11 protein-coding genes are annotated in these 13,552 nt (G+C 63.4%); all 11 read left to right on the top strand.

Going from position 1 to position 13,552, the window contains the following annotated elements:
- Nucleotides 1–43: 43 nt before the first annotated feature.
- The 11 genes from EXN22_RS04490 (at nt 44) to purD (ending at nt 13,453) form a co-directional block, all read left to right on the top strand.
- Nucleotides 44–2,005 carry a methyl-accepting chemotaxis protein gene (locus EXN22_RS04490; RefSeq protein ID WP_130262938.1) on the top strand — a complete coding sequence of 654 codons (1,962 nt, stop codon included), beginning with the start codon at nt 44–46 and terminating at the stop codon, nt 2,003–2,005.
- A 129-nt stretch (nt 2,006–2,134) separates the two neighbouring features.
- On the top strand, nt 2,135–3,913 hold the full coding sequence (locus tag EXN22_RS04485; RefSeq protein WP_130266753.1) for a protein-disulfide reductase DsbD: 1,779 nt from the start codon (nt 2,135–2,137) through the stop codon (nt 3,911–3,913).
- A 171-nt stretch (nt 3,914–4,084) separates the two neighbouring features.
- Nucleotides 4,085–4,537 (top strand): type II 3-dehydroquinate dehydratase, encoded by a 453-nt coding sequence (aroQ, locus tag EXN22_RS04480; RefSeq protein WP_028945755.1) that lies wholly within the window; start codon nt 4,085–4,087, stop codon nt 4,535–4,537.
- A gap of 99 nt (nt 4,538–4,636) precedes the next feature.
- Nucleotides 4,637–5,095: an acetyl-CoA carboxylase biotin carboxyl carrier protein gene (gene accB / locus EXN22_RS04475; RefSeq protein ID WP_130262937.1), complete on the top strand. Its 459-nt coding sequence runs from the start codon at nt 4,637–4,639 to the stop codon at nt 5,093–5,095.
- 17 nt (nt 5,096–5,112) lie between these two features.
- Nucleotides 5,113–6,468: an acetyl-CoA carboxylase biotin carboxylase subunit gene (accC, locus tag EXN22_RS04470; RefSeq protein WP_130262936.1), complete on the top strand. Its 1,356-nt coding sequence runs from the start codon at nt 5,113–5,115 to the stop codon at nt 6,466–6,468.
- A gap of 153 nt (nt 6,469–6,621) precedes the next feature.
- Nucleotides 6,622–7,500, top strand: a complete 879-nt coding sequence (prmA, locus tag EXN22_RS04465) for a 50S ribosomal protein L11 methyltransferase (protein WP_130262935.1) — start codon at nt 6,622–6,624, stop codon at nt 7,498–7,500.
- Between the two features lie 40 nt (nt 7,501–7,540).
- Nucleotides 7,541–8,806 (top strand): DUF3426 domain-containing protein, encoded by a 1,266-nt coding sequence (locus tag EXN22_RS04460; protein ID WP_130262934.1) that lies wholly within the window; start codon nt 7,541–7,543, stop codon nt 8,804–8,806.
- A 188-nt stretch (nt 8,807–8,994) separates the two neighbouring features.
- A complete protein-coding gene (gene dusB / locus EXN22_RS04455; RefSeq protein WP_130262933.1) occupies nt 8,995–10,008 on the top strand; it encodes a tRNA dihydrouridine synthase DusB in 1,014 nt (337 codons plus the stop codon).
- On the top strand, nt 10,005–10,325 hold the full coding sequence (fis, locus tag EXN22_RS04450; protein WP_003186237.1) for a DNA-binding transcriptional regulator Fis: 321 nt from the start codon (nt 10,005–10,007) through the stop codon (nt 10,323–10,325). Before dusB ends, fis begins: the two co-directional genes overlap by 4 nt.
- A gap of 79 nt (nt 10,326–10,404) precedes the next feature.
- Nucleotides 10,405–12,012, top strand: a complete 1,608-nt coding sequence (gene purH / locus EXN22_RS04445) for a bifunctional phosphoribosylaminoimidazolecarboxamide formyltransferase/IMP cyclohydrolase (protein WP_130262932.1) — start codon at nt 10,405–10,407, stop codon at nt 12,010–12,012.
- Nucleotides 12,013–12,157: 145 nt separating this feature from the next.
- Nucleotides 12,158–13,453, top strand: coding sequence for a phosphoribosylamine--glycine ligase (gene purD / locus EXN22_RS04440; RefSeq protein WP_130262931.1), 1,296 nt, complete (start codon nt 12,158–12,160; stop codon nt 13,451–13,453).
- The last annotated feature ends 99 nt before the right edge of the window (nt 13,454–13,552 follow it).

Here is a 13,552-nt window from a genome sequence, read left to right as displayed (position 1 = left end):
TAACTTCAGGCGCTTACCATTCGGCCGTTGGTAGACACCGGACATGCGCCTGAAGCTGCTCACCAATCTCAATACCCTGTTACTGGTCACCGTGTGCATCGCTCTGGGCGCGACCCTGTGGTGGTCGCAGCGCGCTCTTGAGCGCCCCTATCAATTGATGGAGCGCTACCTGGCGCTGTCGCAGCAGTTCCAGAACCAGGCAGCGCGCAATATCCAGGACTACCTGAGCAGCGGCGACGCCTTGCTCCACGCCACGGCCGTGCAGGCCACCGCGGCCCTTGAAAGCGAGCTCGAGCAACTGCCAACGGCGCTTGCCACGACCCTGCGCCCGAGCCTGGAAAGCCTGCAGCGCTTCACCCGCAACGAACTGCTCGGCGCCGGCAAGCTGGCCGGTGATCCCCAGGCCCTGTTGCTGCAAGCAGAACGCGAGTTGGGCGCCAGCCTCGAACAACTGGCCAGCTATGCCCAGAGCAGCACCAGCACTAGCGCTGCGGCCTATGCGCCAGCGCTGTTCAGCGCGTCATTGCACCTGTCCCGCTTATCGCTTGCCCGGGACAAGCTGGTCAGCAGCGGACGCAGCGAACTGGCCGATGAAGTCGAACGTGAGCTGCAACAGATCACCGCCCAGGCCCAGATACTTGAGCAACTGCCCCTGCTCGGGGTGACGGCGGCCAGCGAATCCAGCGCCGATGACTTTGCCGCTCTGATGGGCCTGCAAGCCCAGGCCAGCGCTGGCCCTGAAGATCAGGGCATCGCCCTCAAGCGTGAACTCAACAGCCTGATCAAGCGCTATCCCGGCGAACTGCAACGCACCCGCGAACAGATCAAGCAGCGCGCCGAACTGGCCGCCAGCACCCATCAACGCATAGCCGCCGTGCAGCAGGCCATCGCAGAGCTCGAACCCGGTGTACGCAGCCAGCACGCCACCCTTCAAGGTGAGGTGCGCATTATTCAGGGCTTGATGATCGGCCTGATCCTGCTCATCGCCCTGCTCATCGACACCCTGCAGCGGCGCTTGGCCCGGGTGTTGAGCAACCTTGCACCGGCCTTGTCGCGCTGGGCCGAGGGTGACTTTAGCCAGGCCATCACCCTGGGCAGGAGCAACCGTGAGATGCACGACATCCAGGATTCGCTCAACCGCCTGCGGGTCTATCTGGTCGAACTGGTCGGCACCCTGCGCCACAACGCAGAGCAAGTCGCCGGCAGCAGCCACGCCCTGGCCGGCATGAGCAGCGCCCTGCACGACGGCGCTGAACGCCAGGCCGGCGATACCGCACAGATCCGCGACGCCCTGGGCGAACTGGAAGCCACCATCCTCCAGGTAGCCGGTGATGCCAGCCAGGCTGCCGACGCCAGCCATGATGCCGGGCGGGCGGTGGAACAAGGCCAGGCGGTGATCGGCCAGAGCCTGACCGGGCTGCGGGCGCTGGTCGATGAGGTGCAAGGCAACGCGCAGATGATCGAGCAACTGGCTGAAGAGTCGGCGACCATTGGCGGTGTATTGACAGTGATCCGCTCGATTGCCGAGCAGACCAACCTGCTGGCTCTCAATGCCGCGATCGAGGCAGCGCGGGCCGGGGAAATGGGCCGTGGCTTTGCCGTGGTTGCCGAAGAAGTACGCTCACTGGCCCAACGCACCACCGGCGCCACCGGCGAGATCCAGACCCTGATCGGGCGCTTGCAGCAGGCGGCGCGCGACTCGGTCGAAGGCATGCGCACCCAGCTAGAGCATGCCGAAGCCACCGCTGATCAGGCCCAGGCCGCCGACGGCGCACTGGATGAAATTGTCGCGGCGATCCAGACCATCTCCGCCACCGCCGTACGCATTGCCGATGTCACCGCCCAGCAAAGCGGCGCGGTGAGCGAGATTCGCGATCACAGCGAGCGGATTCATGACCTGGGTGAAGACAATCTGCAGCGCATTGGTGAAGGTCGTGAGCAGGGTGAACAGTTGCTTCGGCTTGGCGCAGAGCTGAACACGGCGGTGCGGGCGTTTCGCCTGTGAGAATGTGTCGCGGCCATCGCGGGGCAAGCCCGCTCCCACAAGTCTTGTAGGAGCGGGCTTGCCCCGCGATGGCCGCGAATAAGCCCAAAGTCCGTTATCATGCAGGCACTTTTGCACAGCGAGATCGTCATGCGCCGCCTGCTTTGCCTTCTGTTTCTGTTCCTGGCCTTGCCCGCCGTCGGCGCCGGCCTGCTCGACAATCGCCCCAGTGCCACCCTGGGCGCCGCGTCGCTGAGCAACAGCGCCGAGTTCCTGCCGGTGCACGAAGCCTTCAAACTGAGCCTGGTGCAGGATGAGGGGCAAACCCTGAAGCTGCGCTTCGTCGCTGCCGACGGCTACTACCTGTATCGCCACCGTTTCCAGTTTCGCAGCGAACCTGCCGACATCACCCTGGGCACGGCGCAGATCCCGCCCGGTGAAGCCAAGCACGACGAGTTCTTCGGTGACGTCGAGGTCTACCACGGCATCCTCGACATCGAGATTCCCCGCCCGGCCAACGAAACACGCGCCTACACCCTGCTGGTCGGTTACCAGGGCTGCGCCGACAAGGGCCTGTGCTACCCGCCAGAAACCGCACGACTGAGCATCGACGGCGTCACCAGCAAGACGCCAGCAAGCACCGAGGCCGGCTGGGACTGGAAAGGCTTGCTGCTGTTCTTCCTCGCAGGCGTCGGCCTGACTTTCACGCCTTGCGTGCTACCCATGCTGCCGATCCTCTCCGGCGTTGTCTTGCGCGGCCAGGTCGGCGGCCTGCGCGGCTTCGCTCTGTCGCTGGCCTATGTGCTGCCGATGGCCGCCTGTTTCGCCCTGCTCGGCGCCTTGATGGGCCTGTTCGGCGCAGGCCTGAACCTGCAGGCGCGCCTGCAGTCGGCCTGGGTGCTGGTGCCGTTCGCGCTGTTCTTCGTGCTGTTCGCCCTGGCCATGTTCGGCCTGTTCGAGCTCAAACTGCCTCATGCTCTGAGCAGCCGCCTGGAGCGCCTGGTTGGCCAGACCAAAGGCGGCTCGCTGATCGGTGCGGCAATCCTCGGGGTGTTTTCCAGCCTGCTGGTGTCACCCTGCGTGTCGGCCCCCCTGGCCGGCGCCTTGCTATACATCAGTGCCAGCGGTGATGCCCTGGGCGGTGCGCTGAAGCTGTTCGCCCTGGGCCTGGGCATGGGCGCACCACTGCTGCTGATCGCCACCGGTGGCGCGGCCTGGTTGCCGAAAAGCGGGCCGTGGCTGGTGACCGTGAAAAACGCCATCGGTGTGTTGCTGCTGGGCCTGGCCATCGGCCTGCTCAGCCGTGTGTTGCCGGGCCAGGTCACGCTGTTGCTGGTCGGCCTGCTGGCGGCCGGTACCGCCGTGTTCCTCGGCGCTCTGGAGTTCACTGTAAAAACCAGCCGCCAGCGCCTGGCACAACTGCTCGGCCTGGCCCTGCTGTTCTATGCTCTGGCCTGCTGGTATGGCGCCCTCAGCGGCCAGAGCGATCCGCTGCGTCCGCTGCCCCAGGCCAACATCGCCGGCAGCGCTGGCACTACCCAGGCCGGCAGCACCAGCGACTGGCGGACCATCAGCACACCTGCGGCGCTCGATGGCGCCCTGGCCGCCGCCAAGGCTGCCGGCCAGCCGGTGCTGCTGGACTGGTACGCCGACTGGTGCATCAGTTGCAAGGTGATCGAGCACGAAGTGCTCAATGCCCCAGCCGTGCAACCGCAACTCAAGGATTACAAGCTGCTGCGCTTCGATATCACCCAGAGCAACGCCGAGCAGCGCGCCCTGCTCGACCGCTACCAGCTGTTCGGGCCACCCGCGCTGCTGTTCTTTGCTGCGAACGGTAGCGAAATCAGGGCTGATCGCCTGGTTGGCGAGATAAACGCCGGCGAATTTGCCGCACATCTGACGCGCATTCGCGCCGATCTGGGTCTATAACTTCCTCTGGCCGTTAAATAGCCGGTTTCGATGACCGAAATTAATAAATTAGTCACATATTTAGCGTGAATATCGGTCATCGTGCTGGCTACTGTCGGCAACTGGACAGTGCCTGCCGGTTTACGGCATAGTCGCCGCGCAAAGTTTCCTAACGATAAAAAGGAACCATAGATGGCAACGCTACTGGTACTGCACGGCCCCAATCTGAACCTGCTCGGGACCCGCGAGCCGGGTGTCTATGGCGCCGTGACCCTGGCCCAGATCAACCAGGATCTGGAGCAGCGCGCCCGCGCCGCCGGCCATCACCTGCAGTACCTGCAAAGCAATGCCGAGTACGAATTGATCGACCGCATCCATGCTGCGCGCAGCGAAGGCGTGGATTTCATCCTGATCAATCCGGCGGCTTTTACGCACACAAGTGTCGCATTACGTGACGCATTGCTGGCGGTGAGCATCCCATTCATCGAAGTGCATCTGTCCAACGTGCACAAACGCGAACCTTTTCGCCATCACTCCTACTTCTCTGATGTCGCCGTAGGGGTGATTTGCGGCCTGGGCGCCAGCGGTTACCGCCTGGCCCTGGAGTCTGCCCTGGAACACCTGGCTGCTAACGCAAAGCCCTGATGACGAGAACCTGGCCTTGTTGGCCAGGGCTCACAAGAAACGTTTGCTAACACGTTTTTATATTTACGCCCCTGACCGAACCTTGGGAGTTGCTGATTAATGGATATCCGTAAAGTCAAGAAACTGATCGAACTGCTGGAAGAGTCTGGCATCGACGAGCTGGAGATCAAGGAAGGCGAGGAATCCGTCCGGATCAGCCGCAACAGCAAGACTCCAGCCCAGCAGTACTACGCGCCGGCTCCAGTCGCCGCGCCTGTTGCCGCACCGGCCGCCGCCCCTGTTGCTGCCGCAGCGCCTGCCGAAGCCGCCGCTCCGAAGCTCAACGGCACCGTTGCCCGTTCGCCAATGGTCGGTACCTTCTACCGCAAAGCCTCGCCTACTTCGCCCTCCTTCGTTGAAGTCGGCCAGACCGTGAAGAAAGGCGACACCCTGTGCATCGTCGAAGCCATGAAGATGATGAACCACATCGAAGCTGAAACCAGCGGTGTGATCGAATCCATCCTGGTAGAAGACGGTCAGCCGGTTGAGTTCGACCAGCCGCTGTTCACCATCGTTTGACCTGCGGAGAGCCAACGATGTCTGCGAAGCTGGAAAAAGTCCTGATTGCCAACCGCGGGGAAATTGCCCTGCGGATCCTGCGTGCCTGTAAAGAGCTGGGCATCAAGACCGTCGCCGTACACTCCACGGCTGACCGCGAACTGATGCACCTGGGCCTGGCCGACGAGTCTGTGTGCATCGGCCCGGCTTCGGCCAGCCAGTCCTACCTGCACATCCCGGCGATCATCGCCGCAGCTGAAGTGACCGGCGCTACCGCCATTCACCCAGGCTACGGTTTCCTTGCGGAAAACGCCGATTTCGCCGAGCAGGTCGAGAACTCCGGTTTTGCCTTCATTGGTCCGAAAGCTGACACCATTCGCCTGATGGGCGACAAGGTCTCGGCCAAGGACGCAATGATCAAAGCCGGCGTTCCTACCGTACCGGGCTCCGACGGCCCGCTGCCCGAAGACGAAGAAGAAGCCCTGCGCATTGGCCGTGAAGTCGGCTATCCGGTGATCATCAAGGCCGCCGGTGGCGGTGGTGGTCGCGGTATGCGCGTGGTGCACAAGGAAGAAGACCTGATCGCTTCGGCCATCCTGACCCGCAGCGAAGCCGGTGCGGCCTTCGGCAACCCGATGGTCTACCTCGAGAAGTTCCTGACCAACCCGCGCCACGTGGAAGTTCAGGTCCTGTCCGACGGCCAGGGCAACGCCGTACACCTGGGTGACCGTGACTGCTCGCTGCAGCGCCGCCACCAGAAAGTACTGGAAGAAGCACCGGCCCCGGGCATCGACGAGAAGGCTCGCCAGGAAGTCTTCGCACGCTGCGTCAAGGCGTGTATCGACATCGGCTATCGTGGCGCTGGCACCTTCGAGTTCCTCTATGAAAACGGTGCGTTCTACTTCATCGAAATGAACACCCGTGTTCAGGTCGAGCACCCGGTTTCGGAGATGGTGACTGGTATCGACATCGTCAAGGAGATGCTCAGCATCGCCGCTGGCAACAAGCTGTCGTTCAGCCAGGATGACGTAGTGATTCGCGGCCACTCGCTGGAGTGCCGGATCAACGCCGAAGACCCGAAGAAGTTCATCCCAAGCCCTGGTACCGTCAAGCACTTCCACGCCCCAGGCGGCAACGGCGTTCGCGTCGATTCGCACCTGTACAGTGGTTATGCGGTGCCGCCGAACTACGATTCGCTGATCGGCAAGCTGATCACCTACGGCAAGGACCGCGACGAAGCCATGGCGCGCATGCGCAATGCCCTGGACGAAATCGTCGTCGACGGCATCAAGACCAACATCCCGCTGCACCGCGACCTGGTGCGCGATGAAGGTTTCTGCAAAGGTGGCGTCAACATTCACTATCTGGAACACAAACTGGCTAACCAGGAGTGATTCGGCAGTGAAGTGAAAAAGACCCCGGCCCAATGGCCGGGGTCTTTTTTTTGGCCTGCTGTGGGATCCCACAAACCCCTCGTACTCAAGTAAACTGGCGGGCTTCTCGCAGCCTCGGGCTGCCCCTGTAGAATTTTTCCAAAGGTGCCCGCCATGCCTTGGCTGCAAGTACGTCTGGCCATCAGCCCGGAACAAGCCGAAACCTATGAAGATGCCCTGCTCGAAGTAGGCGCCGTTTCGGTCACCTTCATGGATGCCGAAGATCAGCCGATCTTCGAACCGGACCTCAACACCACACCACTGTGGTCGCATACCCACCTGCTGGCGTTGTTCGAAGCCGATACCGACGCCAGCGCGGTGTTCGCCCACCTGCAGCTTTTGACCGGCGCCACGCTGCCGGAGCATCAGGCTGAAGTCATCGAAGACCAGGACTGGGAACGCAGTTGGATGGACAATTTCCAGCCGATGCGTTTCGGTCAGCGCCTGTGGATTGTGCCAAGCTGGCATACTGCGCCAGAGCCTGAGGCAGTCAACCTGCTGCTCGATCCGGGCCTGGCCTTCGGCACCGGCACCCACCCGACCACCGCCCTGTGCCTGGAATGGCTCGACGGCCAGGCACTCAAAGGCACCCAGGTGCTCGATTTCGGTTGCGGCTCGGGCATCCTCGCCATCGCCGCGCTGCTGCTCGGTGCCCGCGAAGCGGTCGGTACCGACATCGACGTGCAGGCCCTGGAAGCTTCGCGCGACAACGCCGGGCGCAACGGCATCGCCGAAGAGAAATTCGCCCTGTACCTGCCCGAGCACATGCCGGCCATGCAGGCCGACGTGCTGGTCGCCAACATCCTGGCCGGCCCGCTGGTGTCCCTGGCCCCGCAGCTGTCCGCACTGGTGCGTCCGGGTGGCCTGCTGGCGCTGTCGGGGATTCTCGCAGAGCAAGGCGATGAAGTCGCCGCGGCCTACGCCAAGGACTTCGACCTCGACCCGATCACCGTACGCGATGGCTGGGTACGCATCAGTGGTCGACGCCGCTAAGTGCGCCTAGAATAACCTTCTGCATAACCCGGACCGCCGCATGACCGACAGTTTCGTCACCCAGTGCCCGCATTGCCAGACCAGCTTTCGCGTCAGCCACAATCAGTTGAGCGTGGCCCGCGGCGTGGTGCGTTGCGGCGCCTGCCTGCAGGTATTCAACGCCGCCAAGCAACTGCTGGAGCAAAACGCGGCGCAGAACCCTCCTGTACCGTCGGCGCCGGTCGAGCCGCAGGTGGCGCCTGCGCAGCCGCCCATCCAGCATGAGTGGAGCGCAGCCGAGCTTGACCTCGACCAGCTCGACCTGGACCAGGAACTGGCGCGCTTGGAACAGCGCGAAATCCAGCCAACCACCGAATTCAAGGCCGTGGCAGCGCGCGAAGACAGCCTCAGCGCGCACCGCGACAGCCCGGAGCAGGACGACCAGCACTGGCCCGACAGCCTGTTCAGCAGCCCGGCCGCAGAGCGCGACTCACTGGCCGACGAGCTGGACGAGCCACAACCGCCACTGATCGAACAGGAAGCCCTGGACCTTGCGCCAGCACCGGGCGAGCGCACCGAGCCGTCTTTGTCGCTCGATGTGCTCGACGACGACCTCGACACAGTGGTGCCGCCGGCGCACTCGCTGCGCGCCGATGACGACGAACTGCCAGGCGAGCGCCTGTCAGCGCGCGAGCCTGACGACGAACTGGACAGCCCCGAACCTGAGCTGGACGAGCGCCGCGAACCCGGCCTGGGCCCGGTCAGCAGCCGTCCGGCCCGCAAGGAGCCGCTGCTCGACCTGGTCGACGACCCGATCCAGCTGGGCTGGCAGAAACCCAAGGTCAACTGGGGCAAGCGCCTGCTGTGGATCCTGCTGGTCCTGTTCGCCGCAGCAGCGCTGGCCGGCCAGTACATCTGGTACCAGTTCGACGAACTGGCCCGCCAGGATCGCTACCGCCCCTGGTTCCAGACCCTCTGCCCGAGCGTCGGTTGCCAGGTACCGTCACGGGTCGACATTGCCCGGATCAAGAGCAGCAACCTGGTCGTGCGCAGTCACCCGGACTTCAATGGCGCCTTGATCGTCGATGCGATCATCTACAACCGTGCGCCCTTCTCCCAGCCGTTCCCGCTGCTGGAGCTGCGCTTCGCCGACCTCAATGGCCAACTGATCGCCAGCCGCCGCTTCAAGCCCACCGAGTACCTCAGCGGTGAGCTGGCCGGCAAGGGCGAAATGCCCAGCCAGACGCCAATCCACATCGCCCTGGACATCCTCGATCCGGGCCCCAAGGCGGTCAACTACAGCCTGAGCTTCCGCTCGCCGGAATAGCCCTGCCAACTGGCGCCGGGTTCTCTGGCGCCAGCCGGCTGGCACCTGTCCCGGCAATCAAACCTCAGGCTATAACGCCACAACTGTTCAGATTTTATCCAAATCCTTCTTTATCCGGTCACCGAGAGCGGGTATCATGCCCACCCTTTTTCGAACTCTAAGATCGGCCCCCACAACAGGGAACTCCTATGTCGGCGGTACGCATCGGCCCATACACACTGCAGAACGCCCTGATCCTCGCCCCGATGGCCGGGGTCACGGACCAGCCATTTCGTCAGCTATGCCGACGAATGGGTGCAGGCCTGGTGGTGTCGGAGATGGTCAGCAGCGACATGAGCCTGTGGAACAGCCGCAAGTCGCGCCTGCGCATGATTCACCAGGGTGATCCCGAGCCGCGCTCGGTACAGATCGCCGGCGGTGACGCGCAGATGCTCGCAGCGGCAGCCCGGGCCAACGTCGAGGCTGGCGCGCAGATCATCGACATCAACATGGGCTGCCCGGCAAAAAAAGTCTGCAACAAGGCTGCAGGCTCTGCTTTATTGAAAGATGAGGCGCTGGTCAGCGAAATCCTCCACGCGGTGGTTGCCGCGGTGGACGTGCCGGTCACACTGAAGATCCGCACGGGGTGGGACAGGGCCAACAAGAACGGCCTGACAGTGGCGAGAATCGCCGAGCAGGCCGGTATCCAGGCACTGGCTGTACATGGACGCACACGTGCCGACCTCTACACCGGCGAAGCCGAGTACGACACCATCGCGGCGATCAAGCAGGCGGTGTCGATCCCGGTCTTTGCCAATGGCGATATCACTTCGCCCGAAAAGGCTCGCTCGGTGCTGGATGCCACCGGAGCCGACGGCCTGCTGATTGGCCGGGCTGCCCAGGGGCGGCCATGGATCTTTCGCGAGATCGAGCATTACCTGCGTACTGGCGAGAAACTGCCGGCACCGCAGCTGGACGAAGTGGAACGAATTCTGCTGGAGCACCTGACCGCGTTGCACGCCTTTTACGGCGATGTGATGGGCGTACGTATCGCCCGCAAGCACGTCGGCTGGTACCTGGCAACGCTACCGGGCGCCAAGGAGTTTCGCGCCCGGTTCAATCGTTTGGAAGACACGCAAGCGCAGTGCGCCAACGTTCGCGGCTTTTTCAGCGAACGTGAACAGAGCCTTGAGACAGAGGACGGACAAGGGGTGGCCGCATGACGATGATGACCGAGACTTTAGTGAGTGGAACAACGCCCGTGAGCGACAACGTCAACCTGAAACAGCACCTGAATACGCCGAGCGAAGAGGGTCAGACCCTTCGCGGCAGTGTGGAAAAGGCGCTGCACAACTATTTCGCCCATCTGGAGGGCGCGGCCGTCACGGACGTGTACAACCTGGTGCTCTCGGAAGTCGAAGCGCCGTTGCTCGAAAGCGTAATGAACTACGTCAAGGGCAACCAGACCAAGGCCAGCGAGCTGCTCGGACTCAACCGCGGCACCTTGCGCAAGAAACTCAAGCAGTACGACTTGCTGTAACACGAATCCAATCCAGAAAAGGCGGCTCCCATTCGATGAGGTCGCCTTTTTTTGACTTCACCGCGTTATGGAATCTGAAATGACCGACCAGACTACCCGCCTGCCGATCCGCCGCGCCTTGATCAGCGTCTCCGACAAGACCGGGATCCTTGAATTCGCCCGTGAGCTGCAGCAGCTCGGCGTCGAGATCCTGTCCACCGGTGGCACCTTCAAGTTGCTCCAGGACAATGGCGTTGCCGCGGTGGAAGTTGCCGATTACACCGGCTTCGCCGAAATGATGGACGGCCGGGTCAAAACCCTGCACCCGAAAATCCACGGCGGCATCCTCGGCCGTCGCGGTACCGACGACGCCATCATGGCCGAGCACGGGATCAAGCCGATCGATCTGGTCGCGGTCAACCTCTACCCGTTTGAAGCCACCATCTCAAAGCCGGGCTGTGACCTGCCGACCGCCATCGAGAACATCGACATCGGCGGCCCGACCATGGTCCGCTCGGCGGCCAAGAACCACAAAGACGTCGCTATCGTGGTCAACGCCAGCGACTACGGCCAGGTGCTGGACAACCTCAAGGCCGGCGGCCTGACCTACGCCCAGCGCTTCGACCTGATGCTCAAGGCCTTCGAGCACACCGCCGCCTACGACGGCATGATCGCCAACTACATGGGCACCGTGAACCAGGCCGCCGACACCCTCAGCACTGAGAGCCGCAGCGAATTCCCGCGCACGTTCAACAGCCAGTTCATCAAGGCCCAGGAAATGCGCTACGGCGAGAACCCGCACCAGAGCGCGGCGTTCTATGTCGAGGCCAAGCCGGCCGAAGCCGGTATCGCCACCGCCGTGCAGTTGCAGGGCAAGGAGCTGTCGTACAACAACGTGGCGGACACCGATGCCGCGCTGGAATGTGTGAAGAGCTTCGTCAAGCCGGCCTGCGTCATCGTCAAGCACGCCAACCCGTGCGGCGTGGCGGTCAGCCCGGACGCCGAAGGCGGCATCCGCCAGGCCTACGAACTGGCTTACGCAACCGATACCGAGTCGGCCTTCGGCGGCATCATTGCCTTCAACCGCGAGCTGGACGCTGAAACCGCCAAGGCTATCGTCGAGCGTCAGTTCGTCGAAGTCATCATCGCCCCGAGCGTCAGCGACGCAGCTCGCGCCGTCGTCGCGGCCAAGGCCAACGTACGCCTGCTGACCTGCGGCGAGTGGTCGGCTGAGCGCGCCGCTGCCTGGGACTTCAAGCGGGTCACCGGCGGCCTGCTGGTGCAGAGCCGCGACATCGGCATGATCACCGCAGGCGATCTGAAAGTGGTTACCCAGCGCGCGCCGAGCGAGCAGGAAATCAACGACCTGATCTTCGCCTGGAAAGTGGCCAAGTTCGTCAAGTCCAACGCCATCGTCTACGCCAAGAACCGTCAGACCATCGGTGTCGGCGCCGGCCAGATGAGCCGCGTCAACTCCGCCCGCATTGCCGCGATCAAGGCCGAGCATGCCGGCCTGCAGGTACAGGGCGCGGTCATGGCTTCGGATGCGTTCTTCCCGTTCCGTGATGGCATCGATAACGCAGCCAAGGTCGGAATCACCGCGGTGATCCAGCCAGGTGGTTCGATGCGTGACGCCGAAGTCATCGCTGCCGCCGACGAGGCCGGCATCGCCATGGTCTTCACCGGCATGCGTCACTTCCGTCACTGATCCCAGGACCTGGTGCCAGGCTCTGTGGGGGCGGGCTTGACCCGCGATTGCGATCGGTCAGTTACAGCGCATCGCGGGGCAAGCCCGCTCCCACAAGAGCCCCGCCTACCAGCATTATCCGAATTAGCTTCATCGAGGTTTTGACATGAAAGTTTTGATTATCGGTAGCGGCGGTCGTGAACACGCCCTGGCCTGGAAAGTCGCCCAGGACCCTCGGGTCGAGAAAGTCTTCGTGGCCCCAGGCAACGCCGGCACCGCCACCGAAGCCAAGTGCGAGAACGTCGACATCGACGTCAGCGCCCTGGAGCAACTGGCCGATTTCGCCGAGAACAATGTCGCCCTGACCATCGTCGGCCCTGAAGGCCCGCTGGTTGCCGGTGTCGTCGACCTGTTCCGCAGCCGCGGCCTGGACTGCTTTGGCCCGACCAAGGGCGCTGCCCAGCTGGAAGGCTCCAAGGCGTTCACCAAGGACTTCCTGGCCCGCCACAAGATCCCGACCGCCGACTACCAGAACTTCACCGAGATCGAGCCGGCCCTGGCTTATCTGCGTGAAAAAGGCGCGCCGATCGTAATCAAGGCCGACGGTCTGGCCGCCGGTAAAGGCGTGATCGTTGCCATGACCCTGGCCGAAGCCGAAGAGGCCGTGCGCGACATGCTCGCCGGCAACGCCTTCGGTGAGGCTGGTTCGCGCGTGGTGATCGAGGAGTTCCTCGACGGCGAAGAAGCCAGCTTCATCGTCATGGTCGACGGTCACAATGTCCTGCCAATGGCCACCAGCCAGGATCACAAGCGCGTCGGCGACGGCGACAGCGGCCCCAACACCGGCGGCATGGGCGCTTACTCGCCGGCGCCAGTGGTCACCGCCGACGTGCATCAGCGCGTCATGGACCTGGTGATCTGGCCAACCGTGCGCGGCATGGCTGAAGAAGGCAACGTTTACACCGGCTTCCTCTATGCAGGCCTGATGATCGACAAGGCCGGCAACCCGAAAGTCATCGAGTTCAACTGCCGCTTTGGCGACCCGGAAACCCAACCGGTCATGCTGCGCCTGGAATCGAGCCTGGTGCTGCTGATCGAAGCGGCCTTTGCCAAGGCCCTGGACAAGGTCGAAGCACAGTGGGATCCGCGTCCAAGCCTGGGCGTGGTCCTGGCTGCCGGCGGCTACCCTGGCGACTACAGCAAGGGCGCTGCGATCAACGGCCTGGACGCTGCCGCAAAGCTCGAAGGCAAGGTCTTCCACGCCGGTACCGCACTCAAGGACGGCGCGGTGGTTGCCACCGGTGGCCGCGTACTGTGCGCCACGGCCATGGGCAGCACTGTCGAATCCGCCCAGCAACAAGCCTACCGCCTGGCTGCCCAGATCAACTGGCAAGGCAGCTTCTACCGCAAGGACATCGGCTACCGTGCCATTGCCCGCGAGCGCGGTGAACATCAGCAGTAAAATGGCGCCTGTGGGCAGCGACGCGGCAAGCGTCCTGCCCCCGGCTCGTCGACAGGGCCCGCCATGGGCCTTGCCTTCGGCTTGGCGCGCCGCGCATAG

Origin of the sequence: Pseudomonas tructae (assembly GCF_004214895.1) — a bacterium.
In the GTDB taxonomy this organism is placed as follows: domain Bacteria; phylum Pseudomonadota; class Gammaproteobacteria; order Pseudomonadales; family Pseudomonadaceae; genus Aquipseudomonas; species Aquipseudomonas tructae.
This window is presented reverse-complemented; position numbering and strand designations above follow the sequence as displayed.